The 23,975-nt window shown below is 59.2% G+C and carries 29 protein-coding genes; 7 read left to right on the forward strand and 22 right to left on the reverse strand.

Annotated elements, in window-relative coordinates:
* Position 1 precedes the first annotated feature (1 nt).
* The 6 genes from speB to def (AC2FLP_RS16090) are packed head-to-tail and all read right to left on the reverse strand — an operon-like array spanning position 2 to position 3,291.
* Complete coding sequence (gene speB / locus AC2FLP_RS16065) at positions 2–823, reverse strand: agmatinase (protein ID WP_117872849.1); 822 nt, start codon at positions 821–823, stop codon at positions 2–4.
* A gap of 60 nt (positions 824–883) precedes the next feature.
* Complete coding sequence (locus AC2FLP_RS16070; RefSeq protein WP_117869880.1) at positions 884–1,120, reverse strand: GlsB/YeaQ/YmgE family stress response membrane protein; 237 nt, start codon at positions 1,118–1,120, stop codon at positions 884–886.
* Position 1,121: 1 nt separating this feature from the next.
* Positions 1,122–1,358, reverse strand: coding sequence for a hypothetical protein (locus AC2FLP_RS16075; RefSeq protein WP_299900489.1), 237 nt, complete (start codon positions 1,356–1,358; stop codon positions 1,122–1,124).
* 6 nt (positions 1,359–1,364) lie between these two features.
* Positions 1,365–2,279 carry a methionyl-tRNA formyltransferase gene (gene fmt, locus AC2FLP_RS16080; protein WP_496684976.1) on the reverse strand — a complete coding sequence of 305 codons (915 nt, stop codon included), beginning with the start codon at positions 2,277–2,279 and terminating at the stop codon, positions 1,365–1,367.
* 2 nt (positions 2,280–2,281) lie between these two features.
* On the reverse strand, positions 2,282–2,776 hold the full coding sequence (gene def, locus AC2FLP_RS16085) for a peptide deformylase (protein WP_299900483.1): 495 nt from the start codon (positions 2,774–2,776) through the stop codon (positions 2,282–2,284).
* Positions 2,773–3,291: a peptide deformylase gene (def, locus tag AC2FLP_RS16090; RefSeq protein ID WP_117869884.1), complete on the reverse strand. Its 519-nt coding sequence runs from the start codon at positions 3,289–3,291 to the stop codon at positions 2,773–2,775. Before def (AC2FLP_RS16090) ends, def (AC2FLP_RS16085) begins: the two co-directional genes overlap by 4 nt.
* Positions 3,292–3,385: 94 nt before the next feature.
* Between def (AC2FLP_RS16090) and AC2FLP_RS16095 the strand changes: the two genes are divergently transcribed.
* Positions 3,386–4,558, forward strand: a complete 1,173-nt coding sequence (locus AC2FLP_RS16095; protein WP_117869885.1) for a MalY/PatB family protein — start codon at positions 3,386–3,388, stop codon at positions 4,556–4,558.
* 166 nt (positions 4,559–4,724) lie between these two features.
* On the opposite strand, the gene AC2FLP_RS16100 is transcribed toward AC2FLP_RS16095, so the two are convergent.
* Positions 4,725–5,078, reverse strand: a complete 354-nt coding sequence (locus AC2FLP_RS16100) for a hypothetical protein (protein WP_496684974.1) — start codon at positions 5,076–5,078, stop codon at positions 4,725–4,727.
* 214 nt (positions 5,079–5,292) lie between these two features.
* On the opposite strand from AC2FLP_RS16100, the gene AC2FLP_RS16105 reads away from it, so the two are divergent.
* Positions 5,293–6,282 (forward strand): glutathione S-transferase family protein, encoded by a 990-nt coding sequence (locus tag AC2FLP_RS16105; protein WP_299900473.1) that lies wholly within the window; start codon positions 5,293–5,295, stop codon positions 6,280–6,282.
* Here AC2FLP_RS16105 and AC2FLP_RS16110 read toward each other — a convergent pair.
* The gene (locus tag AC2FLP_RS16110) at positions 6,264–6,626 is read right to left on the reverse strand and encodes a response regulator transcription factor (RefSeq protein ID WP_117869888.1); all 363 of its coding nucleotides are present in this window, start codon (positions 6,624–6,626) and stop codon (positions 6,264–6,266) included. The two genes, AC2FLP_RS16105 and AC2FLP_RS16110, sit on opposite strands and share 19 nt — an antisense overlap.
* Positions 6,627–6,811: 185 nt before the next feature.
* Here AC2FLP_RS16110 and AC2FLP_RS16115 point away from each other — a divergent pair, with 185 nt between their 5' ends.
* Genes AC2FLP_RS16115 through AC2FLP_RS16125 form a run of 3 tightly spaced genes read left to right on the forward strand, consistent with a single transcriptional unit; the run spans position 6,812 to position 9,869 of the window.
* Positions 6,812–7,777, forward strand: a complete 966-nt coding sequence (locus AC2FLP_RS16115; protein ID WP_496684971.1) for a threonine-phosphate decarboxylase — start codon at positions 6,812–6,814, stop codon at positions 7,775–7,777.
* Positions 7,774–8,694, forward strand: a complete 921-nt coding sequence (cbiB, locus tag AC2FLP_RS16120) for an adenosylcobinamide-phosphate synthase CbiB (RefSeq protein ID WP_299900464.1) — start codon at positions 7,774–7,776, stop codon at positions 8,692–8,694. Before AC2FLP_RS16115 ends, cbiB begins: the two co-directional genes overlap by 4 nt.
* 11 nt (positions 8,695–8,705) lie before the next feature.
* Positions 8,706–9,869: a lytic murein transglycosylase gene (locus tag AC2FLP_RS16125; RefSeq protein WP_299900461.1), complete on the forward strand. Its 1,164-nt coding sequence runs from the start codon at positions 8,706–8,708 to the stop codon at positions 9,867–9,869.
* A 13-nt stretch (positions 9,870–9,882) separates the two neighbouring features.
* On the opposite strand, the gene AC2FLP_RS16130 is transcribed toward AC2FLP_RS16125, so the two are convergent.
* The 5 genes from AC2FLP_RS16130 to AC2FLP_RS16150 form a co-directional block, all read right to left on the reverse strand.
* Complete coding sequence (locus tag AC2FLP_RS16130; RefSeq protein ID WP_496684969.1) at positions 9,883–10,680, reverse strand: class II glutamine amidotransferase; 798 nt, start codon at positions 10,678–10,680, stop codon at positions 9,883–9,885.
* A 133-nt stretch (positions 10,681–10,813) separates the two neighbouring features.
* Entirely contained in the window at positions 10,814–11,164 is a 351-nt protein-coding gene (locus AC2FLP_RS16135) for a hypothetical protein (protein ID WP_117869893.1), read from the reverse strand.
* 55 nt (positions 11,165–11,219) lie between these two features.
* Positions 11,220–14,675 carry a chromosome segregation SMC family protein gene (locus tag AC2FLP_RS16140; protein WP_299900455.1) on the reverse strand — a complete coding sequence of 1,152 codons (3,456 nt, stop codon included), beginning with the start codon at positions 14,673–14,675 and terminating at the stop codon, positions 11,220–11,222.
* Between the two features lie 140 nt (positions 14,676–14,815).
* Complete coding sequence (locus tag AC2FLP_RS16145; protein WP_496684967.1) at positions 14,816–15,223, reverse strand: hypothetical protein; 408 nt, start codon at positions 15,221–15,223, stop codon at positions 14,816–14,818.
* A 44-nt stretch (positions 15,224–15,267) separates the two neighbouring features.
* Positions 15,268–16,461 (reverse strand): aminotransferase-like domain-containing protein, encoded by a 1,194-nt coding sequence (locus tag AC2FLP_RS16150; RefSeq protein WP_117869894.1) that lies wholly within the window; start codon positions 16,459–16,461, stop codon positions 15,268–15,270.
* A 150-nt stretch (positions 16,462–16,611) separates the two neighbouring features.
* Here AC2FLP_RS16150 and AC2FLP_RS16155 point away from each other — a divergent pair, with 150 nt between their 5' ends.
* Positions 16,612–17,382, forward strand: coding sequence for a FadR/GntR family transcriptional regulator (locus AC2FLP_RS16155; RefSeq protein ID WP_299900449.1), 771 nt, complete (start codon positions 16,612–16,614; stop codon positions 17,380–17,382).
* Between the two features lie 42 nt (positions 17,383–17,424).
* Here the strand turns inward: AC2FLP_RS16155 and AC2FLP_RS16160 are convergent, their stop codons facing one another.
* The 6 genes from AC2FLP_RS16160 to AC2FLP_RS16185 all read right to left on the reverse strand — a co-directional run bounded on the left by AC2FLP_RS16160 (position 17,425) and on the right by AC2FLP_RS16185 (position 21,030).
* Positions 17,425–18,279, reverse strand: a complete 855-nt coding sequence (locus AC2FLP_RS16160; protein WP_496684964.1) for a hypothetical protein — start codon at positions 18,277–18,279, stop codon at positions 17,425–17,427.
* Positions 18,280–18,459: 180 nt separating this feature from the next.
* On the reverse strand, positions 18,460–19,020 hold the full coding sequence (locus tag AC2FLP_RS16165; RefSeq protein WP_117869897.1) for a F0F1 ATP synthase subunit B: 561 nt from the start codon (positions 19,018–19,020) through the stop codon (positions 18,460–18,462).
* A 5-nt stretch (positions 19,021–19,025) separates the two neighbouring features.
* On the reverse strand, positions 19,026–19,577 hold the full coding sequence (locus tag AC2FLP_RS16170; protein ID WP_496684962.1) for a F0F1 ATP synthase subunit B': 552 nt from the start codon (positions 19,575–19,577) through the stop codon (positions 19,026–19,028).
* An 86-nt stretch (positions 19,578–19,663) separates the two neighbouring features.
* Positions 19,664–19,888, reverse strand: coding sequence for a F0F1 ATP synthase subunit C (locus tag AC2FLP_RS16175; RefSeq protein WP_005981269.1), 225 nt, complete (start codon positions 19,886–19,888; stop codon positions 19,664–19,666).
* A gap of 48 nt (positions 19,889–19,936) precedes the next feature.
* Positions 19,937–20,695: a F0F1 ATP synthase subunit A gene (locus AC2FLP_RS16180; protein ID WP_117869899.1), complete on the reverse strand. Its 759-nt coding sequence runs from the start codon at positions 20,693–20,695 to the stop codon at positions 19,937–19,939.
* 2 nt (positions 20,696–20,697) lie between these two features.
* Complete coding sequence (locus AC2FLP_RS16185; RefSeq protein ID WP_117869900.1) at positions 20,698–21,030, reverse strand: AtpZ/AtpI family protein; 333 nt, start codon at positions 21,028–21,030, stop codon at positions 20,698–20,700.
* A gap of 231 nt (positions 21,031–21,261) precedes the next feature.
* Between AC2FLP_RS16185 and AC2FLP_RS16190 the strand changes: the two genes are divergently transcribed.
* Complete coding sequence (locus AC2FLP_RS16190) at positions 21,262–21,597, forward strand: ArsR/SmtB family transcription factor (RefSeq protein ID WP_496684960.1); 336 nt, start codon at positions 21,262–21,264, stop codon at positions 21,595–21,597.
* Here the strand turns inward: AC2FLP_RS16190 and AC2FLP_RS16195 are convergent.
* The 3 genes from AC2FLP_RS16195 to AC2FLP_RS16205 form a co-directional block, all read right to left on the reverse strand.
* On the reverse strand, positions 21,594–22,007 hold the full coding sequence (locus AC2FLP_RS16195) for a universal stress protein (protein ID WP_117869902.1): 414 nt from the start codon (positions 22,005–22,007) through the stop codon (positions 21,594–21,596). The two genes, AC2FLP_RS16190 and AC2FLP_RS16195, sit on opposite strands and share 4 nt — an antisense overlap.
* Before the next feature lie 126 nt (positions 22,008–22,133).
* Entirely contained in the window at positions 22,134–23,048 is a 915-nt protein-coding gene (locus AC2FLP_RS16200) for a DMT family transporter (protein WP_496684958.1), read from the reverse strand.
* The gene (locus AC2FLP_RS16205) at positions 23,045–23,923 is read right to left on the reverse strand and encodes a LysR family transcriptional regulator (RefSeq protein ID WP_299900437.1); all 879 of its coding nucleotides are present in this window, start codon (positions 23,921–23,923) and stop codon (positions 23,045–23,047) included. The genes AC2FLP_RS16200 and AC2FLP_RS16205 overlap by 4 nt, the downstream gene beginning before the upstream one ends.
* Between the last annotated feature and the right edge of the window lie 52 nt (positions 23,924–23,975).

The following is a 23,975-nucleotide window of genomic DNA, read 5'->3' on the forward strand; positions in this document are numbered from 1 at the left end:
GTTAGCCGTTCAACAAGCGCGCGCCGATTTCCTTGACGAACTTCGCGGCCACCATCGCCGTCATGCCATAGGGGTCGCGATGCGGGTTAAGCTCGACAATATCTGCACCGACCAGCTGACCTTTGAACCGATGGATCAGGTCGATAACCTCGCGCGTGCTCAGCCCGCCTGGCTCATGGTGCGAGACGCCGGGGGCAAAGGCCGGGTCCAGCGCATCCAGATCCAGTGACAGGTAGACGGGGCCATCGAAGGCAATCTGCAAATCGGGGCTCCAGCTGCGCATGTCGATCACCTCGACGCCGAACCTGTCGGCCTGTTCACGCTGATGCGCGTTCATGGTGCGGATGCCGACCTGCACCAGACGCTTGACCGGGCAGTTCTCCATCACGCGGGCAAAGGGGCAGCCATGGCCGAGCGGTCCGATATCCTGCGTTTCGTACAGATCAGGGTGGCTGTCGATATGCAGGATATTCAGCCCTTCGTACCGGTCTGCATGGGCCTTGATCAGCGGATAGGCCACGGAATGGTCACCGCCCAGTGACAACAGGCGTGCGCCGGTTGCGATCCGCTTCGCCGCTTCGGCCTCGATCCGGTCAATCGGTTCCTGCCCGCGCATCTCAAAAACACCCAGATCGCCAGTATCCCGGAATTGGGCGCTTGCACCCAGATCAGTGCCATCCTCGGCCGTCAGGTTGGCCGCGCCGGAATGCAGCGCCTCGCGGATGCGTCCGGGGGCGAATGCCGGCCCTTGCAGGAACGAGGAATGCAGATCCAGAGGAATGCCCATCAAAGCGACATCTCCCGGCTTCAGTTCGTACGGCATCATCACTCCCCTTTTTACCTGAATGTGATCTGGATGGAGGAATAGCGCCGGGTCAAGGGGTTAACGGCGCAGGTAGGTCTGCCAGATCCAGATCACCAGCAATGCACCCAGAACCGCCCCGACAAAACCAGACAGCCACCCCATAACGGTTACAAGAAACCGCAGAACGAACCCTCCGATCAAGGCCCCGACAATACCGATCAGCATGGTCGTCGGGATGTCGGCCTCGATCCGCATCAAGCGGGTGGCGAGGAACCCTGCCGCTGCGCCGATGATGATCAGGGCGACGATTGGCATGTCACTTCCTCCAATGGGTCGGCACGATGATCAGGGCCCCAATGGACGAAATCACCGCATTAAGCCCCGGAAGGCCAAAGCTGATGCCAAACATGATGCGGACGAAATAGAACAGGAACGCCCCGCCCACGCAGATGATGATGGATTGTAAATATCCGTTATGGGTGAAACCGGTCTGTTCGGACAGATACCCGACGATCCCGGCAATCACGACAGTGCCCATCATCACCATGAACATATGGCTTTACTCCGAAGACATCCGGGTGCCAATCGGGATTGGCCAGCCCCGCAGGAAGGTTTCCCTATCCTGCGCGCCTTTGCCTGCCCTTTGCAAGCGCAGCAGCTCTACGGCACCCTGCCGGCAGGCCACATACAGATTGTCATTCAGAACCTCCCCCGGTGCGCCCTGTCCTTCGGCCAGACGCGAGGCGAGGAGCTTTACCCGATTGCCTTCGACCTCGGTCCAGGCCCCGGGAAAGGGCGACAGCCCGCGGATCTGCCGATCGACCTCAACGGCGGGGCGCGACCAGTCCACGCGAGCCTCGGACTTGTCGATCTTGGCGGCATAGGTGACACCAATCTCGGGCTGCGGATCAGGAGTCAGGCCGGGCAGCTTTGCCAACGCCTCAACGATCAGAGCCGCGCCCATCGCCGAGAGCCGGTCATGCAGTTCCGCGGTGGTTTCCTCGGGCCCGATATCGGTGGCCTGCCGCAGCAGAACGGGGCCGGTATCAAGGCCCGCCTCCATTTGCATGATACAGATGCCGGTTTGCGCATCGCCTGCCATGATCGCCCGATGGATCGGGGCCGCCCCGCGCCAGCGCGGCAACAGGCTGGCATGAATGTTCAGGCAGCCATGAGTCGGCGCATCGAGGACGGGCTGGGGCAGGATCAGCCCATAAGCCACAACGACCGCCACATCCGCATTCAGTGCGGCAAAACTGTCCTGTTCCTCAGCCGGTTTCAGCGAGGTTGGGTGACGCACGTCCAGACCCAGCGCCTGAGCACGTGCGTGAACCGGCGTTGGGCGATCCTTCTTGCCCCGCCCCGCTGGGCGCGGGGGCTGGCAATAGACGGCGGCGATCTCATGCCCGGCCTCGACCAGCGCATCCAGAACCGGCACCGAGAAATCCGGGGTTCCCATGAAAACAACGCGCATCTTTATACCTGTTTTTTGGCTTTTCGCAGCAGCATGTCGCGTTTGACCTTGCTGAGCCGGTCAAAATACATCCGGCCATTCAGATGGTCGATCTGGTGCTGGACACTGGTGGCCTCGATGCCGACAAAATCGCGACGGTCCACCATGCCCTGCTCGTTCAGGAATTTGACAGTCACTGCACGCGGACGTTTTACCGTGGCCGACACGCCCGGCAGGTTCGGACTGGCCTCTTCATGTTCACGCAGTTCGATCGAGCTGTGCAGGATTTCCGGGTTCGCCAGACGCACGGCCTTGCCCCGCTCGGCCGACCCATCGACCACGGCCAGACGCAACATCACTCCGATCTGCGGCGCGGCCAGACCGACACCGGGCATGGCCTCCATCGTGTCGATCATGTCCTGCCAAATCCGGCGAATTTCATCGGTGATTTCAGTCACCTGATCCGCCTTGGTGCGCAAGCGTTTGTCGGGCCAAGGCAGACAGGTACGAACGGTCATACGCGCGTCCGTTCACGTTTGAGCTTTTGCATCTTGCGGGTAATCATTTGCCGTTTCAAAGGTTTGAGATAGTCGATGAACAGCTTGCCGTTCAAATGGTCGATTTCATGCTGCACGCAAGTGGCCCAAAGCCCGTCGAAAGTCTCCTGTTGCAGGTTTCCCTTCTCGTCCATCCAGGTGACATCGACCACCTTGGGGCGGGTCACTTCGGCATATTGATCCGGGATCGACAGGCATCCTTCCTCGTACACATTGGTTTCCTCGGAAGACGCGATGACCTCGGGGTTGAACATGATCAGCGGGCGCGGTGTTTCGCCTTCTTCCTTGACGCAGTCCAGCACGATCAACCGCTCCAGAACACCGATCTGAGGTGCGGCGAGGCCAATCCCGGGCGCGTCATACATGGTTTCCAGCATGTCGTCAGCCAGCGTGCGCAGCTCATCCGTCAGGTCGGACACAGGCGCACAGACCTTTTTCAGGCGGGGGTCGGGATGGATCAGGATATTGCGTCTCATGTGGCTGATTTAGGCCATCCCGCCCCGCGCCGCAACGCCCCCCTTGCACCTGCCCGATTTGCGGTTAGCTTTCGATCGACAAAATGGAGCAGACATGACTTTCAACGACCTGATCGACCGCCGGGGCACCAACAGTTCAAAATGGGACAAGATGGAGATGTTGTATGGCATCTCGCCCGAGGACGGTCTGGCCATGTGGACGGCCGATTCCGATTACCAAACAGCACCCTGCGTGATCGACGCGGTGCGCAAAGCCGCAGATCACGGCGTGTTTGGCTATTCATGGATGCACCCGGATTACCTGGCGTCGGTTCAGTGGTGGATGAAAACCCGGCATGATTGGGAAATCGACTCAGATTGGATTCTGACAACCCAGGGTCTGGGCAATGCAATCGCCCTGTCGCTGGATGTATGGACCGATCCCGGTGATGGCATCGTGATCTTCACCCCCGTCTACCATGAGTTCGCGCACAAGGTGAACAAATCGGGCCGCCGTGTCGTAGAATGCCCATTGGTGCGGGACAGGGATAGCTATGGCCTTGATCTGGAGGACGCCCAGTCCCGGCTGGACGGGTCCGAGAAGATGCTGCTGTGGTGTTCGCCGCAAAACCCGTCAGGTCGCGTCTGGACACCCGAGGAATTGCAAGCCGTAGCCGCGTTTGCCGAACGGAACGGTTTGATCCTGGTATCGGACGAGATTCACCACGATTTGGTCTATCCCGACGCCAAATTTGTGCCGATGGATGTGGCCGCTCCAGATGCGCGGCCTTGGACAGTGACGCTGACGGCAGCGTCGAAGACCTTCAACATCGCCGGGCAGCGGACCGGCAATATGATCATTCCCGATCCCAAACTGCGCGCGGCCATGAAGCAACGGCTGCAGACATTGGATTACGATCCCAGCGCGCTGGGTGTGGCGATGATCACCGCCGCCTACAGCCCCGAAGGGGCCGAATGGGTGGATGCCCAGATCGCGCATCTGGAGGAAAACCGGCGCCTGTTCGATCAGACCATCGCCGAAATTCCGGGGCTTTGGTCGATGCCCTTGCAGGCGACCTATCTGGCCTGGGTCGATTTCTCGGGCACCGGCATGGATCACGCCGAATTTGTCCGTCGTCTGCGCGAGGACGCGCGGATCGCGACATCGTCAGGTCCGGGTTTCGGCACTGGAGGCGAGACGTTCGAACGGTTCAACCTCGCCACACAAAGAGCGCGGGTTGAGGAAGCTTGCGTGCGGCTGAAACAGGCCTTCGGGGATCTGCAATAAGTATGCGTCGGCCGGGAATTTCAAGCTCTGCCCTGTTGTTCACAGGTGCCGGTTGATTTGGCTGACGCTGCTTTGGCCCGCGCGTGCCTGCCCTTATGCTGGCACCGCTGGCCTCTGGTATCGACCAAATCCTGGACGCAACTGGAACGCCCGTTGAAATTCGCCCTTAGTCGTCAAGCCCAAGCAGGGCGATCGGCGCGTCGGGCGCGCGATAAAAGTCAAGCGGCGCGCTGTCATGGGCCGCCGTGTTGCGTTTGAATTCATACCGCATCTCACCGCCCTCATCCTCATCCGCGACGATGAGGCATTGATAGAGGTGGTTGGCCCCGTCATAGATATCGACAAGTCCGCGCAGGCGCGGCGTGGTTTCCGCCTCAACCGTAAAACCGTCTTTCCACAATTTGAGTATTTTGTAAGTATTGTCGCCCATTTCCACCCGTAAACGACTGGCTTTTTTCAATGTGGCGATTCGTGCCGCGTCCAACTCGGCGCGTATTTCCTTTGAAACATAGGTACTCATTAATCCGTTCCCCCCGTGACTGACTACCATTGTGCGGGAAAAGTTGTAAAAATCCAGTGAACCACGTCACAGACATCCGATCTGGCGGAGGTTTCCTGCACAGAAACCCCGGCCTCGACTGTGCGCGAATGCAGGGCATTTGCGCGGGCACTCGCATAGGAAGACGCCGGGTCCGGCCCTATCTTTGGCGAAACGCGCATGCGGAGGAAAAGATATGGGCCTGTTGGTCGAAGGAAAATGGCACGACACCTGGTATGATACCAAATCCACGGGCGGTGCATTCAAGCGCAGCGCCGCGCAGTTTCGCAATTGGTTGACAGCTGACGGCGAGGCGGGGCCATCAGGCAAAGGCGAGTTCAAGGCGGAACCCGGGCGCTATCACCTTTATGTCAGCTACGCTTGCCCCTGGGCGCATCGCACCCTGATTTTTCGCGAGTTGAAAGGGCTGAACGATCTGATTTCAGTCTCGGTCGTACATCCGGACATGCTGGACAAAGGCTGGACCTTTGAAACAGACGGCCATGGCGCGACGGGCGACGATCTCTATGGGCTGAACTATGCTCACCAGATCTATACCAAAGCCGATCCAGCCTATTCGGGCCGCGTGACCGTGCCGATCCTTTGGGACAAGCAGCAGGAAACCATTGTCTCGAACGAAAGCTCGGAAATCATCCGCATGTTCAATTCGGCCTTCAACGGGATCACCGGCAATACCGATGATTACTGGCCCGAAGCGATGCGCGATGAAATCGAAGAGGTCAACGGGCGCATCTACTCAGACGTCAACAACGGCGTGTACAAGTCCGGCTTTGCCACCTCGCAAGCGGCCTACGACGCCGCAGTGGGTCCTTTGTTCGACACGCTGGACTGGCTGGAAGACCGTCTGGCCCGGAACCGTTACCTGATGGGGGATCGGATCACCGAGGCTGACTGGCGGCTGTTTACGACGCTGATCCGCTTTGACCCGGTCTATCACCTGCACTTCAAATGCAACAAACGGCGTCTGATCGATTACACGAATCTATGGGCCTATACGCGTGAACTGTACCAATGGCCCGGCGTGGCCCCCACCGTGAACATGACCCATATCGTGCGCCACTATCACTACAGCCATGACAGCATCAATCCATACCGGATCATTCCGGTGAACCCGGTGCTGGATTACGCAGAACCGCACCGCCGCGATCAGCGCCCCGCTGCGTAATGCTCGACCATCGCCGCCAGATCCTCTGGCGGCGTTTCGCTTTGCACATAAGCACAGGCATTCGGACTGTGGGCAAATATCGATCCATCCGAAAAGAAGGTGGTGTTGGTGACAAAGATCACCCGCGCCTGGGGGCGGCGATAGCTGGCAAAATCGGCCACGGCCAGAGCACTTCCGGTTTCCAGAACCAGATCCAGCACAATGATTTCGAAATCCGTGCCGTACAGCGCCAGAATGGCGGCCTCCTGCGTCTCGACCAGCGTGACCTCGGCGCCTTGCCGTTCCAGATGCCTTTTCCAGACCCGACCTAGGTCGGGATTACTCTCAACAATCAGAACTTTCATTTGCAACAACCTCGGCACTTGATATGGTGAGTGGTGCCGACCCCCGTGGTCCGTGATCTCGTTATTTCCTTAACAAAGTGTTAACAGCCGCCCCACAGCCCCGTGATCGGGCGGATTTGCTTGTATTAGAGGCGAAAATCCGCTTGAAGCAGGCTAAAAGCGGTATTTTCTCGCAGAGAGAGCAGATGAACACACCGGATCAAGACTTGGATCCACGCACGGTTCGCGACCACGGAGGTGGGCTGGACAGGGCGATTGCACAATATGGTGGACAACGCACCGACTGGATCGATCTGTCCACCGGCATCAATCCTCATGCCTATCCCGTGTCCGGCCTGACTGCGGGGGATTGGGCTGAATTGCCGGATCACGGGGCGTTTGAACGGCTCAGCGGTGCCGCGCGCGGGTTCTGGAACGTGCCGCAGCGTGCAGCGATCCTGCCCGCGCCCGGAGCGTCGTCGGTCATCGCGCGCCTTCCCGCGCTAACTGCGGCGGGTACGGTACAGATCACGCCGCCCACCTATAACGAACACGCCGCCGCCTTTTCGGCACAGGGGTGGAATGTTCAAACAAAAGGGCCGGGTGACGCCCGCGTGATCGTCCATCCGAACAATCCCGACGGGTATATCTGGCAGGAAAGCGACGTCTCAGCGCCACTTGCCATTATTGATGAAAGCTTTGGCGACGTCATGCCGGACAAGTCCTTGATCCATCTGGCAGACCGCCCCGGCGTGATCGTGCTGAAAAGTTTTGGCAAGTTCTGGGGGCTGGCCGGGATGAGACTGGGATTCGCCATCGGACGACCGGACTTGATCAACCGGCTGAACGATCTGACTGGGCCATGGTCGGTCTCAGGCCCCGCCTTGCGGGTTGGCACACAGGCCCTTGCAGATACGGATTGGGCGAACGCCACGCGTAAGCGACTGGCAGACGAGGCCGCTCGGCTGGATTTGCTGTTGACGGCCAGAGGAGCCAAGGTCGCTGGCGGCACAAGCCTGTTCCGATTGTACAAGGTCGATGATGCCTCCCGCTGGCAGGAACAGCTGGCACAGAACCATATCTGGAGCCGCATCTTCCCCTACTCCGAAACCTATCTGCGCCTCGGTTTGCCTCCTGCGAACGGGTGGGACCGGCTGGAGGCTGCGTTGTGAGCCTTGGCCTGATGCTGGTCTGTGCCATGTGTCTGGACGCAGCGCTGGGAGAACCCGACTGGCTCTGGTCGCGTATCAAGCATCCGGCGGTAGTGATCGGAAACCTGATTGGCTGGCTGGATAAACGTCTGAATCACGGGGCCGCAAATCGGGCAAAAGGGGTGGGTGTGCTTGTCCTACTGGTTTGCGGCGCATGGGGGCTTGGATGGGCTTTGTCCCTGCTGGGGCCAGTTGTCGAAATCCTGGTCTGCGCGATCCTGCTGGCGCAAAAATCGTTGGTCGCGCATGTTCGCGCCGTGGGCAAAGGGCTGATGGCCTCGCTGGCAGAGGGACGGACACAGGTGGCCAGGATCGTCTCGCGCGATACACGGGACATGACCGAGGCGCAGGTGGCACGCTCAGCCATCGAAAGCGCCGCAGAAAACCTTAGCGACGGTGTCATCGCGCCTGCTTTCTGGTTTCTGGTCGCGGGGTTGCCGGGGCTGCTGGCCTATAAGGCGGTAAATACCGCCGACAGCATGATCGGGTATCGCAATGAAAAATACCGCGACTTCGGCTGGGCCTCGGCCCGGTTCGATGATCTGCTGAACCTGATCCCTGCCCGTCTGACCTGTGTGATGATCGTGGCACTCTCTGGACAGCGGTCGCGCTGGCGCGTGATTGTGGCGGATGCACGTCGCCATATCTCGCCCAACGCAGGCTGGCCCGAGGCCGCCATGGCCCGCGCGCTGAACGTCGCCCTCGCTGGTCCGCGCAGCTATGACGGGCAGCTACGGGATCTGGCCTGGGTCAATGGCGATGCCCCGCGCGAGATCGGGGCGTCAGAGGTTTTTCGCGCATGTCACATGTTGTGGAGCGTTTGGGGGCTTGCGCTTGGGCTCGTGTCAGTGTGGGTTGTGGTCAAACTGATATTCTGAAGGGTCCCTTCATGCGTTTTCTTTCCGGCCTTATCGCCGCTGCCCTGTTTGCCTCTCCTGCCTTGGCCCAATGTGGCGGTGACTTCAATTCTTTTGTCAAAGGGCTAAAGGCCGAGGCCAAACAACAAGGCTTTGAAAAATCCACCGTGAACGCTTTTTTCAAAGGCGTGCAGCAGGATGGCGCCGTGCTGAAGGCCGACCGGGCGCAGGGAGTGTTTCAGAAGCCCTTCATCGAGTTTTCCCGTCGTCTGATCTCGGCCAACCGTATCGAACGCGGGCAAGCGATGTCGCGCAAATACGATGCGGTATTTGGCCGGATCAAGAGGGAATACGGCATCTCGCGTGGGGTGTTGCTGGCTTTCTGGGCGTTCGAGACCGATTACGGATCGTTTCAGGGCGACTTCAACACCCGAAACGCACTGGCGACTTTGGCCCATGACTGCCGTCGACCCGACCTGTTCCGCCCCCAAATCTTTGCAGCTATCGAGCTATATCAGAACGGTGATTTCGACCCGGCTCGTACAACAGGCGCATGGGCGGGTGAAATCGGTATGGTCCAGATGCTGCCGCGGGATATTCTGGAAAACGGTGTCGATGGTGACGGCGACGGGCATGTCCGTCTGAAAACCTCGGCCCCCGATGCGCTGATGTCCGGGGCCAAGATGCTGTCGCATCTGGGCTGGCGAGCAGGCGAACCCTGGCTACAGGAGGTCACGGTGCCCGCGCAGATGGATTGGTCGCTATCCGGCCCCGGCAAGCCCCGTTCGGTGGCGGATTGGCAGGCCATGGGCGTTCAGGCGCGCAGCGGGTCGCTGGCGAACCTGCCCGCCTCGCTGATCCTGCCACAGGGGCACAACGGCCCGGCCTTTCTGGCCTATCCGAACTTCGACGTCTATTTCGAATGGAACCAGAGCTTTGTTTATGTAATGACCGCCGCCTATTTCGGTACACGTCTGGAAGGGGCGCAGATTTACGATGCCGGCAATCCCGCACAAGGCCTGAACGGGGCGCAGATGAAGCAACTGCAAAGCAAGCTTCAGACCAAAGGGTATGACGTTGGCAAGGTCGACGGGATCCTTGGGGCTGGCACCAGAGCGGCCGTGCAGGCGGAACAGAAGCGGCTTGGACTGCCGGCCGACGCATGGCCGACAGTGGATCTGCTAAACCGGCTTTAAGCAGCAACCACGCTCACGCGACCCATTCCCGTTCCTGCGAAACGTGGGGTGCAAAGGCGCACGTCGTCACCACTGCACCCTCGGTTTCGATTGCAGTGTTGGGCTGTATCTCGAGCCATCCTTCATTATTGGCATCCAGTGGCTCGGACGAAATGATGATACCGTCTTTGCAGGCCTTGTAATGCAAGCTGGGTGCAAACCGATCAGAGGCATAACGGGCCGCAAAAACCCGTTTACCGTCCGACCAGCAGGCGGCAAACCGAAGATAGGGTGATGCTCCGCGGTGCCTGGAAAGGGCTTCGACCCGACCGACCGCACGGGCCATTGCACCAACAGGATCGGCGTCCAGCCCCTCTCCATGGGCGATGAGAAAGATCGCCTCGCTCTCGGTTGCGCCCATACGATGTTGGTACAGGTGCGCCGGGATCATGGTATCAAGCTCTTGCCGGATGCGTTCATGACCCCCGGCCTGACCGTTATGCATGAAGCTCCATCTGCCGACGCCAAAGGGGTGACAGTTGTTGCGCGAGGTCGCCGTACCCGTCGAGGCCCGTACATGGGCCAGAAACAGCCGTGATTTCGTGTGATGCGCCAATTGCTTCAGATTGGCATCAGACCACGCTGGATGGGTGTCCTTGTAAAAGCACGGCGTTTCACGATCAGAATACCATGCCAGACCGAACCCATCCGCGTTTATCGGTGTTTTCCCAATCAATGCGTTTCGGCTTTGAATAACAAGCGATTGTTCTTGCTCAAGGACCAGTTCGTCCAGATATCGCTGCTGCCCAACCCAAGCCAAAAAACGGCACATTTTTTTTCCCGTACATCAAAGAAGATTCTCCGGGACGATACCGCCTTGGTTGTCAGGTTTCCTCCCTTACATCATCTGGATTCGTGGTATTTGTCTATCAAATGATCTGGAAATATAAAAATTTCAGATCATTTTATTCACTACGCACCGGATACCGGTCGCCTTTTTCGTCAATCAGGATCAACCTTTCCCCGCTGCGCACGTACAAATCGCACCGGCTGAACCCGGTGCGGTAGGCGATGCAGACACTGCCATCCTCAGCAATGGAATAGGTACCAAAAGCAGAATCTCCGCTCGCGTATGTGTAGGAATAGGCCCCGCCCGCTGAGAATTTCGCTTGCCCGTCGTCGTAGAAAGTCAGTGTCTGTCCTGCCAAAGCGTCAAGCTCTGCGGTTGTCAGGGGAATATCCCCGGTTTTGACAGGCCAGTCGGCGGCAAAGGCCGGGCTGGCGGCGACGAGGGCAGAGATCAGAAAGCGCGTCATGCGCCCAGACTAGCGCGATAAAGTCGCACTCGTCATAAACTTGCAGTGAACGGGGTCACGCGACCATCTGTTCGGCCTTCTTCAGATCGACCGAAACCAGCTGACTGACACCCTGTTCCTGCATGGTGACACCGAACAGGCGATCCATACGCGCCATAGTCACCGCATGGTGGGTGATGATCAGGAAGCGCGTGTCGGTCTGGCGGCACATCTCGTCCAGCAGATCACAGAAGCGCGTCACGTTTGCATCGTCCAGTGGTGCATCAACCTCGTCCAGCACACAGATCGGTGCTGGATTGGCGAGGAAGACGCCGAAGATCAGCGCGGTCGCCGTCAGGGTCTGCTCACCGCCCGACAACAGGCTGAGAGTCGAGAGCTTCTTGCCAGGCGGCTGGCACATGATCTCTAGGCCCGCGTCCAGAGGGTCGTCACTTTCGACCATCACAAGATTGGCCTCGCCACCACCAAAGAGATGCTTGAACAACATGGCGAAGTTTGAATTCACCTGTTCAAACGCGGTCAGCAAACGCTCGCGCCCTTCGCGGTTGAGGCTGGCGATACCGCTGCGCAGGGCCTTGATCGCCTCTTCCAGATCGGCTTTTTCGCTGCTGAGCGTATCGAATTCTTCCTGAACTTCCTTGCTGTCTTCCTCGGCCCTCAGGTTCACCGCACCCATCGCATCGCGCTGGCGTTTGTGACGGTTCACTTCGGATTCCAGAACGTCCGCAGCTGGCATCTGGTCGGGGTTCACGTCCAGCTGGTTCAGCAATTGGTTCGGGGTCAGTTGCTGATCCTCGGCAATCCGTTCGGCCGCCGCGACAACACTTTCCTTGGCCGCGTCACAGCGGGCCTCGGCCGCGGCACGGCTTTCGCGCGCTTCAGATGCCAGACGCTCGGCTTCCCGTTCGGCCAAAACGATTTCACGCTGCTGAGCCTCGGCTTCAGCCAATTTGTCGGCTGCTTCGGCCCGCCGAGCCTCGGCGGCAGCGATCAGTTCGTTCAGTTCCTCACGCGCCTCGGCGATTTCGCTGGGCGCGGCCATGGCCTCGGTCAGCTCTTCTTCCGAGCTTTCCTTGCGCTCGGCAAGTTCCGAGATCCGCTTTTCAGCCGTTTCCAAACGGTGGCGCCATCCACTGAGATCCTTTGTGACCTCTTGGGTACGACGTGTGCGGGCGTCCCCTTCGCGGCGCAGTTCGTCATGGGTCGAGCGGTGGGTCAGCATGGTGATCCGCGCCGCCTCGACGGTCTGCTTGATGTCTTCCACTTCTGCACGGGCGCTGTCGAGGTCGCCCAGGCCGTTTAAAGAGGCTTCTGCCTCGCGCAGTTGCGCACGGGCCGACATTGCATCTTCCTTGTGACGGTCCACGGCCAGAGCAAGGGTTTCCAGCTTGCCTTGTGCAAGATTGCGATCCGCTTCGGCCCGGCTGAGCAGACGGGCGGTTTCAGCCATGCGCTGATCAGCAGCACGGCGGGCCTCACGCGCACGTCGGTCTGCCTCAGTCACATCCGCCAATTGCTGAGACAGTGCTTCATGTGCGGCACGGGCACCGTCAGCCTGTGCTTCGGCACGGGCAAGGTCCTGTTTCAGCGCTTCCAGCCTGTTGAGCTGCTCCAACCGCAGAGCAGCTGCACTTGGCGCGTCTTCGGCCCAGGCACGGAATCCATCCCAGCGCCACAGGTCGCCCGAGCGGGACACCAGACGCTGGCCGGGTTTCAACGACGCCTGCAACCGCGCGCCCTGATCCGCATCCACCAACCCGATCTGGGCAATTCGGCGGCTGAGACGATCCGGCCCCGAGACATGAAGCGCCAGTGGTTCAGCCCCTTCAGGCAATGGCTGGTCGCTGTCATATCCAGCCACCTGCACCCAGCCGGACGGGCCGTCGCCCTCAACCAGCGGCGCGCGCAGATCGTCAGCCAGAGCAGCACCCAGAGCCTTTTCATAGCCGGGTTCGACGCGCAGCAGGTCCAGCACCTGACCACCTTCCGCTGTGTCGCGTTCCACCAGCTTGGCCAGAGCAGTGGTTTCGGCCCGGATCGCTCCAAGCTCGCCTTCCGCTTCGGAACGTCGCGCCCGGGCCTCGGCTTCGCGCCCTTGCGTTTCGTTGCGAAGTTCATCCGCTGCGGCAAGAGCCTCTTCGGCGGCTTCGACCGCTTCACGGGCTTCTTCCTCGCCCAATTGGGCTTCTTCAAACGCCTCGCTGGCGCGGATCAGGGCTGTTTTCGCCTCGTCCACGGCCTGCCGGGCTTTTCCCTCTTCGCCCTCGGATCGGGCCAGCGTCTTGCGACTGTCTTCGACCAGACGCTGGGCTGACTGGTGCCGGGCAACTAGGCGGGCCATATCCTCGGTTTGCTGCGACAGGTGGTCTTCGCGTTCCTGTAGGATCGAGGCCGCCTCGCGGGCGATTTCCGCCGCCTCGGCCACTTTCTCATCGTGACCTTCAGCTGCCTTGGCCAACTCGCGCGCTTCCCATTCCAGCCGTTCGATCATTTGTCCCGCATCGCGGTTCAGACCGGCTTCGCGTTCGATGTCGTTGCCCAGCTGCTGGATTCGGTTGGTCAATGTTTCGATCGTCTGACGCGCGCGGGTTTCCTGATCGGACAATTGATCGCGCTGCACCTGCTGGCGTTGCAGCACGGCGGCGGCAATGGCCTCTTCCTCGCGCAGCGGCGGCAGGGTTTCCTCGATCTCGGCACGTTTCGCGGCAGCAGCGCGGGCTTCAGCCTCGGCACGGGAGGCTTCGGTGATCCGCTCACGCAGTTTTTCTTCGGCCTGCTGGCGGGCCATGTCGGCCTCTTTCCAACGTCGATAAAGCAGCATCCCCTCGGCCTGACGCAGCTGTTCGCCAATTTCGCGATAGCGCGCCGCCTGACGGGCCTGACGCGCAAGCTGGGCCAGTTGTCCGCCCAACTGCTCCAGCACGTCATCGACGCGGGTCAGGTTGGCTTCGGTGCCCTTCAGCTTCAGCTCGGCCTCATGGCGACGCTGATAGAGGCCCGAGATCCCGGCGGCCTCTTCCAGAATACGGCGACGGGCGCGCGGCTTGGCGTTGATCAACTCGGCAATGCGGTTCTGTCCAACCAACGCGGGCGAATGCGCACCGGTCGAAGCATCGGCAAACAGCATCTGCACATCGCGCGCACGAACGTCTTTGCCATTTGTCTTGTAGGCACTGCCCACATCGCGGGTGATGCGGCGTACGATTTCCAGTTGATCGCTGTCGTTGAACCCCGACGGTGCCAGACGCTCCGAGTTGTCCAAGGTCAAAACGACTTCGGCAAAGTTGCGCGCCGGACGTGTGGCAGCACCGGCAAAGATTACGTCTTCCATCGCGCCGCCGCGCATGGATTTGGGGCGGTTTTCCCCCATCACCCAGCGCAATGCTTCCAGAAGGTTGGACTTGCCGCAGCCGTTCGGGCCCACCACACCAGTCAACCCGTCCGCGATGATCAGATCGGTCGGATCAACAAAGCTTTTGAAGCCGGTCAGTTTGAGCTTGCTGAAACGCAATGGCTGCGTGTCCCATGATTCCTGTGCATTGAAAGTCTGCGCAAGGGATGGGGTCTGAGTCAACGGAGTTGCGCAGGATATGGGATTTCAATTTGAGTTATCCACAACATCTTGCCTAAATGCGCAAGAATGCGCGTGTTTTAATAAGGGGTGCATTCAAAGACCCAGTAACCGTAGTCGTCACCGACATTTTCATAGGCACCATAGTCGATGCACTCGTAGTTCGGGGTAGAGACGGCTGTCAGCAGCAATTGCTTGCCCGCCTCTCGATCACACCCCAGAACACCAACCGTGACCGCCGCATCACCCAAAACATCCAGGATCGGACAGCCAGAAACCTGCGCCATCGCCAACGCGGCCCGATCCCGAACCGGACCCAGCCGAGGGGCGTATTGTGCGTTGATCCGCACAGCCTCGGCCAGATCGCCGCGCACGCGCACATCGAACACACTGCCATTCACAGCCACGCGAGTGGCAGGAACATCGCGAAAATGCGGAGTGCCGGCGGCGCAGGCGGCCAGCAACAGAGGTGCGAGAAACCGGATCATGCCGCAAAGTTGCAGCATTTTGGTTAACAGAACCTTTCCGAACGTCAGGCCCGCAGCACCTCTCCCAGCCGGCGAATGCCTTCGCGGATCGTCGCCTCGTCGGAATTTGAAAAACTGAGACGGATCGTGTTTGCACCGCTGCCATCCGGGAAAAACGCCTGCCCCGGAACAAAAGCTACTTTGACTGTGTCCAGCGCACGCGCCAGCAGGTCAGAGCCAATCCTCCCCTCGGGCAACGTGACCCAGATGAACATTCCACCCTCAGGGCGTGTCCAATCCACCCCGTCCGGCATATGCTGCTCCAATGCGTTCAGCATCACATCACGGCGGCTGCGATAGACTTCGCGCACTTTTGGAATATGAGTGTCAAAACAGGCCTGCGCCACCTGATGCACGGCCATCTGGTTAATGGTCGCGGAATGAAGGTCGGCTGCCTGTTTCAGCAGTACCATCTGAGAAATGACTGGCTTGGACGCAACGACCCATCCCATGCGCAAACCAGGCGACAGCGTTTTCGAGAAACTGCCGCAATAGATCGTCCGACAGTCCTCGATTGACCCTTTGCGGGCCTGCTCCAAAGACAGTATGGGGGGGATCGGTTCCCCGTCGTAGCGCAGAGCCTGATAGGCTCCGTCCTCTATCAACGCGCAATCCAGCTCCTCGGCCAGATCCAGCAGAGCCTCCCTGCCCTGCAAGTCCACGGTTTCTCCTGTCGGGTTTGCAAAATCCGCTGACAGATAGGCGAACTTCACAGTGCCTTCGCCTGCTGCGGCCTTGTATTCGTCCGCCCCTTGGTTGCCATTGAGCCGGTCAAAGCGCGGCTCATAGGCGTTGAATGCCGCCAGCGCACCCAGATAAGTGGGCCACCCAACCAGGGCCGTATCGCCGGGGGACAGGAACAGCTTGCCCAGATAGTCCAGCGCCTGCTGTGAGCCCGAGGTGATCAGGATGTTGTCGATGTCACACTCCACCCCGATTTCGTGCATGTGCTGCACCAGCCACTGCCGTAATGGGACATAGCCTTCGCTGACCGAGTATTGCAGCGCCTGCGCTTGCATATCCGGCCCCAGGGCCTGCTGAAACGCCTGTGCAAATGCATCGGCGGGAAACAGGGCGGGATCAGGAATCCCACCGGCAAAGGAAATGATGCCGGGTTGGTCGAGCAGCTTCAGCAGTTCGCGAATCTCTGACGCTTTCATCCGCGAGGCCCGGGTGGCAAACAAAGGGTTTTGGGACATGAGGTTCCTCCGATCTCAATTCGGCGAAGCCTATGCCCTCTCACATTAAAGTCAATATTGCTGACCTTATTTTTCGGCGGATGTGACCGGGGATTCTTGAACAGCACCGGCGTCCATGGTCAAATGAATTGACCAATTTCGGAAGATGAGATGCCTTTTCACAAAGTTCAGACGGAAAAACTGTCGCTCGCAGTCGTTCGCCAGATCGAGCTTCTGATCCTGCGTGGCATCCTGCGCCCTGGAGAGCGCCTGCCATCAGAGCGAGAGTTGGCAGAGCGCATGGGCGTTTCGCGCCCGTCCTTGCGTGATGCAATTTCCGAACTTCAGGAACAGGGGCTTTTGACCGCGAAAGCCGGATCCGGGATCTATGTGGCCGAGGTTCTGGGCTCTGCCTTTTCCCCTGCGCTGATCCGTTTGTTCGGCAGCCATGAGGAAGCCGTATTCGACTATCTGTCCTTTCGCCGTGACATGGAAGGGCTGGCGGCCGAACGGGCCGCGCGGATGGGATCAGACAGCGACCTTAAGGTCGTTCAAGCGATCTTTGACAAGATGCAGGCGGCCCACAACCGAAACGCTGCGAATGACGAGGCGCAGCTGGATGCCGAATTCCACATGGCCATCATCGAGGCCAGCCACAATGTGGTGATGCTGCATATGATGCGGTCGATGTATGACCTGCTGGTGCAGGGGGTGTTCTACAATCGCCAGACCATGTTCCGTCAGCGCGCCACCCGCGAGGCCATCCTGGATCAGCACCGCGCCATCAATGTGGCTCTGCAACAGCGTGATCCTTTGGCTGCACGAAATGCAATTGAATGCCATTTGGACTTTGTGGAACGCTGTATGGCGGACCAACAAAAGACCGATCGGAACGAAGCTATTGCGCAACAAAGGCTGCAACACGAAATCGGGCGGACCTAAGGGCCGTCCTGATAATTCAGACAGAGCAGGGCAAGGCCTGGACTAGGCGGCGCCTGACGCGACTGGAAGCAGATGTCGGGGAAACGGAGCCCCGCTGCCTTCTCCCAGACGGTCCTCAGCGGCCAGTGTTGTCAGGGCCGGGTCGATGAACAGCCTTGCACCGCGATCCCTCAGATGTTTGTGCAGCACAACATGTTCGCACACTTGTTGGCCTTTTTCGTCCCGGCAAGAATAGCGCAATCCCCGCAGCGCGCGGGATTTATACAACCCGGCACCTCCGAAAGCGCTGTCGACCGGGATCAGGGGCGTATCGGCAGGAATGTGAAACTGGCGGTCAAAAACAGCGGACTTCATAACAGACCGGCGCCATTTACGACGCCCGAACAGCGGCCTGCGCGTGCTTTGAATGCGTTGCCACACGTCTTCATCACACCAGCCAGGGCATCGCAGCGCGTAGATATCGTCATACGCTGGTTTGGGGTTGGCGAAAACACCTTCCCACAACGGAGCGACCCGCTGCGCTGCTGCCAGAACTGCCTGAGCATCCAGGCATGTATTCGGACCATCCATATCCAACACCAGTGTCAACTCCAAGTCCCTGTCTTGGTCCTCGAGTTTTTTGAGAACTGCGTTCCTGGCCGCCGTGATGCGCTCGACCCGGTTTGGCAATTCTGACGCTAGACCATCCAGTCGCATGATATCGACATGCCTGCTTTGACCCGCATAGTCGGACAACACTTGATCCGTACCGTCCGTGTTGTCGTTCGTCGCAATGGTGACAGTGAACCGGCGCAACTGCGCGGACAGGTTTTCGATCCTGTTGATCGTGTCGATCAGCGCCGACCCGCCATTTCGGACGACGCCGACAATATTCATCGAAACTGCGTTGCCTGACACCGCCTGTCTTTCCCTGCTATTGTCACGCCCCCAGCGGAGCGCTCCTATCAACCTGATCCCCGGCAGGTCGTAGGATTCGGAGTGTTTCGAACAACAGAAACAGAAGCGGGCCAAAAACAAAAGACCCGACAGCCAAAAGCTCTCGGGTCGTCTGTTTCATTTGTCTGTCGGGGTCACCCTTCAGTGCAGCTTGGCACCTACATCTGCAATCGATGCATCGATCAGCTTGTTGGCCTGCGCTGCGGTCATTTGCTTCGCCAGAACCGAGCTTGCCGCGGAAACCGCAACCGAAACGGCCTGATCACGCACTTCCTTCACTGCAGATGCTTCAGCCGAAGCGATCTGGTCCTGAGCAGCCGCAAGACGACGCTCGATCGACTTTTCCAAGTCAACTTTCGCCTGTTCTGCTGCCAAAGCCGCGTCTTCCTTCGCTGCTGCAACAATCGCATCTGCCTGCCCCTGAACTTCACGCTGCTTGCGCTCGTAAGAGGCCAGCAAAGTGCGTGCTTCTTCATGCAGCGCACGGGCTTCGTCCAGTTCGGATTTGATGCCTTCGGCACGGTTGTCCAGCGCACCGCCGATCATACCGGGGACCTTGAAGTAGAACAGGACCGCGATGAAGACGATGAAGCCCAGAAGGACGACAAAGTCGGTATTGCCAAGCGAGAAAAACGGGCCGCTTGCGGCAAAGGCCGGGCTGGCTGCACCAACGGTCAGGACAAGAGCAAGAGTGTTCCGCATGTCACTTATCCTTTCGTCTGCGCGTCAACAGCACTGGCAATAGCATCAGCTTCCGCTTCGCCGCCCAGCGCAATTACCAGTTCAGCCGCCGTATCCTTGGCAACCACCTGAATGCTTTCCAGCGCACAGACACGGATTTCGGCAATCGCCTTTTCCGATTCAGCAGCCTTTGCAGCGATTTCCGCGTCCGCCTTTGCAATCGCGACATCCAGACCAGACTGGATTTCGGCGCGTGCTTCGGCAGCGATCCGCTGCGCTTCGGCACGGGCATCGGCCAGCGCCTTGTTATAGGCCTCTTCGGCCTCGACCGCTTTGGCCTTCAGATCTTCGGCCGCAGCCAGGTCATTTGTAATGGTCCCCTGACGTTCCGCCAGGATTGCCGCGATGCGCGGCAGGGCCACGCGGGACAGGACCAGAAAGATGACGACCAGCGTAATGACCAGCCAGAAAATCTGGTTGGGGAACCAATCGAAGCAGAGCTGTGGCATCCCGATGGCAGAGCCATGCGAGTCGACGCACGAGCCAACTACTTCTTCTGAAATGGGTTCAGTCGCCATGATGTCCTCCGTCGGAACGTTGTCTTTACAACAGATGGGCCGCTATGGCTTGGGCCCACCTGCGCGTAAGGATCAGGTTCCGCAGATTAGACGGCGAACATCAGCAGCAGCGAGACCAGGAATGCGAAGATCCCCAGGGCTTCTGCGAATGCGATACCGATGAACAGGGTTGCTGTCTGCGAAGCAGCCGCCGAAGGGTTGCGCAGGGCGCCGGCCAGGAAGTTGCCTGCTACGTTGCCCACCCCGATTGCGGCTGCGCCGGAACCGATTGCTGCCAGGCCTGCGCCGATGTGTGCGAGATCGCCTTCCATGATGTTTCTCCTTACGAATTGGAAGTTTCGATGTTTGGGTATCGGACCTTAGTGCGACGGATGCAACGCATCCTTCAGGTATACACAGGTCAGAATGGTGAATACGTAGGCCTGAATGAAGGCCACCAGGACCTCAAGGCCGTACATTGCGGTGATCGCTAGAACCGACACGGGCGAAATCACGGCAATCGCGGCGAAGCCTGCGAAAACCTTGATCACCGCGTGGCCCGCCATGACGTTACCCGCAAGACGAATGGAGTGGCTGACGGGACGCACGAAGTACGAGATCAGCTCGATGATTGCCAGGATCGGGCGCAGCGCCAACGGCGCGCTGGACACCCAGAACAAACCCAGGAACCCGGCGCCGTTCTTGACGAAGCCCAAAATGGTCACGGTCAGGAACACGGCCAGCGCCAGCGGGATGGTCACGGCGAAATGCGATGTCGTGGTGAACGAGGTCGGGATCAGACCCAGGAAGTTCGCGGTCACGATGAACATGAACAGAGTCATGACATAAGGGAAGTACTTGACGCCTTCCTTGCCGCAAATGTCTTCCAGCATCTTGTAGATGAAGCCATAGGCCAGTTCCGCCACCGACTGCATACGCGTCGGCACAATGGCACGTTTAGATGTGGGCAGAACCAGCAGAGCTGTCACGGCCAGCACTGCAAAGAACAACCACAGAGTCACGTTGGTGACCGTGAACATGCCTATCGCACCGTCGCCGAACAGCGGCTTGACGATGAACTGATCCATCGGGTGGAATACCAGGCTGCTGCCTTCTGCTGCGGTGGTCTCAGTTGCCACGTTCAGTCCCTCTCGTCCTTCTCGGCCGCCGATGCCGCCGTTTGTTTATCTTGAACCTCTTTCGCGCTGCGGAGCATAACCTTCACGCCCGCGACAAGGCCCAGCAATGTGAACAGCACCAGAAAGATCGGGATCGTCCCGAGCAGGCTGTCCAGCCCGTATCCGATGCCAAATCCGATCCCGAGACCGGAAACCATTTCAATGACCATCCTCCAGGCAAGCTCGCCCCCGGACACGTCAGCGTCCGCACGAGGTTTTGGCGCCTTGGCCTTTTTCGCCGCCTCGATCTTGGCCTCCAGCTGCGCCATCCGCTGCTTTTGGTCATCATCGGTCACGGGCGTTTCCCTCGTACAGTCTTGGGCATGGTGCTAAGGCGCGAAAGGCGCAGAGTCAACGACCTAGAACGCCCTGATTGACGCACCTTAACACTTTGAAAAAGTTATATTTTCCAGAATACCCAAGGCACGCCAATCGCTCCGATGGCCACCGCTGCGCCGCCAGAGCCCTGAATCTCCATATTCAACCAAATGGTTGACCAATCCCGACGGCTATGGTTGAGCGGACACATGTCCAACGATCTCGACACAGTCTTTGCAGCCCTCGCCGACCCCACCCGCCGCGCTATTTTGGCGATGCTGCTGGAGGATGATATGGCCGTGACAGATGTGGCCGAACCGTTCGAGATGTCGCTGGCCGCGATTTCCAAACACCTGATCATACTGACCAAGGCAGGTCTGGTCAGTCAGGAAAAACGCGGGCGGGTAAAGTGGTGCAAACTGGAACCTGACGCCTTGCGCGCCGCTTCGGTCTGGATGCAGGGGTTCGGGCAATTCGAGCCCGTCAATCTGGACGCGTTCGAACGGTTTCTGGAAATTGAACTGCCGAGGGCGGACGAGGCCTAACGCACCACAAAAACCGACATGCTGGCGTGTTTCGCCAGATAACCGGCGTGGCTTGAGAAGATGTAGTCGGTGATCCGGGGTGCGTGGGTGCCGACAATGACCAGATCCGCGCCAATCTCTTCTGCAGCACGGGTCAGATCGCTGTCCACTTCGGCGGCGACGTCGACCGAATGCACCTTGCGCATGGAAACGTCGGATCCACTCTCAGCAGCCAACTGTTCGGTGAACTCCGCCAGTTCCTTGTCGATCTCAGCTTCGGTTTCCGAGGATTCACCCATATGGGCCCCGGTGACGCTGACCAGAGTAATTTTAGCCCCCTGCCATTTTGCAACTTGTGCAGCGACATCGGCCGCTTTGCGAACCTCGGGCGGTAGATGCCGGTCAATCGGCAACATGATGTGTTTGAACATGATCTCCTCCTTTAGCTTGCTGACGAAGCTAATGGAGGTGCCGCAAGGGCGCCTTGATCTGGCTCAACAAAATCTATCTCTGGGATGTATCTTGGATTCGCCCGGTTCCGCCCGAGAAGATGGGCCTTATTCCATGACGCGGCGAACTGGCACCGAGGGCGGGATTTCCTCTTTCAACAGCATAAGCAAAGCGATGATTGTCAGCGCCACACCACCCAGGATCAAACCGGGTGGCACGCCTTTGCCCAGCGCAATCTCCCACAAAATGACCCAGCTGGGAACCAGGTAGGTATAGGCCATGACCTTGGCCGACGGCAGCCGCAAAGAAGAAAACTGCACCAGCACGAAGCTGGCTGCCGTTGCAAAGAACGAAATATAGAACAAGCCGATCCAGACAATGGCCGGAAGCGCAGCCCAATCGGTGGCCATCAGGTCAGACCAGCCGAGCACGACCAACAACAGGCACCCGGCGACCAGCGTACCGAAGGTAAAGACCACGGCGGGCTCTCCTCGGTTCAGCTTGCGGATCATGGGCGTATAAATCGCATGGGCGACGCAGCCCCAGAAATAGATGATCTCGCCCCCACCGATTTCAAAGGCACGGAACGTCTGCCAGTCGGCCCGAAAAATCACCCACAGCGCGCCCACCGCACCAATGGTCAGTGCCAGCGCCATGCGCGGCGTGGTGATCTGGCGCAACAAGACCCACCCCGCTATGGCAGAAACAACTGGTGTCAAAGTGAATACCGCGGCCGCACTGACAGGCGGGGCGGTTTGCAGCCCATAAAACATCAGGACGAAATAGGTGGCGAATAGACCCCCAAGTACCAGATAACGCCAAGGCGCCTGCGCGGCGTTGCGTGGCAGGCCGGTTGTTGCAAGCGCGGCCAAACCAATCACCGCAGCGGCAATCGCAAAGCGCACCGCGTTCAGAGCGGCCGGGGCAATCTCGTTGGCGATCATGGACCCCAGCGAAAAGCTGCCCGCAACAAGGGCTGAGAAGGTCAGCATGGCCAGATGGCCACGCATCTGCGCATTCATGGCTGCCAGCCTTTGGCTTCTTCTTTCAGATAGCTCAGGAACGCCTGCACCTTGGTGGTGCGATGCAAATCCACGTGGGTCACCAGCCAAAGATTGCCGAACCATTCCGGGAGCGGATCAATCACCTCGACCAGATTGTCGTGGCGGGCGGCCTCCCAACGGGCCATGAAACCGATGCCTGCACCGGCCAGAACGGCCTCGCGCATGCAGAAATTATTGGTACAGCGGAAGGTGATGCGATCGGCAGGTACCGTCGCGCGCAGCCAGCGGGTGAACGGCGCGCGGCTGGTCTCATCGTCAGAACTGACGAAGTGATAGTTTCCGAAATCCTCGATGCCGGATGGCCTGCCGAACCGTTTGATGTACGAGGTACTGGCATAAAGGCCGACTTCCTCTTGCCGGAACGGTTGGACAACATTGTCGGGTTGATCGGGAGCCGATCCGGCGCGGATCGCCACATGCGCCTCGCCATATTCCAGCCGGAACAGCCGGTCGCCGGTCAGGTATCGCACGATCAGGTCCGGATGCATCTTTTGAAACGCGGTGAGCGTTGGCACGACCAACGGCGCAAGAGACCCCAGAGATGTCACGACCAATTCACCCGAGACGTCGTCTCCGCGACCCTTCATCCGGCCGACAAGCTGATTGAACTGATCTTCGGTAGCCTGCGCCACACGCAGCAGATCGTCGCCTGCTTCGGTCGGTGTGTATCCCCGCGCATGACGCTGAAACAGTTTGACACCCAAACGCGACTCGATCGCATCAATGTGACGGATCACGGTGGCATGGTGAACACCCAGAACCTCTGCCGCGCCGCTGACCGTACCCATGCGTGCCACCTGATATGCGGTTCTCACTTCATCCCAATTGTCCATGGCAATGTCATCACTGTGCAATTTCCAACAATAACTGTTGATGTATCCGAGT

The sequence above is a fragment of the Ruegeria sp. CDSA141 genome, assembly GCF_059612005.1.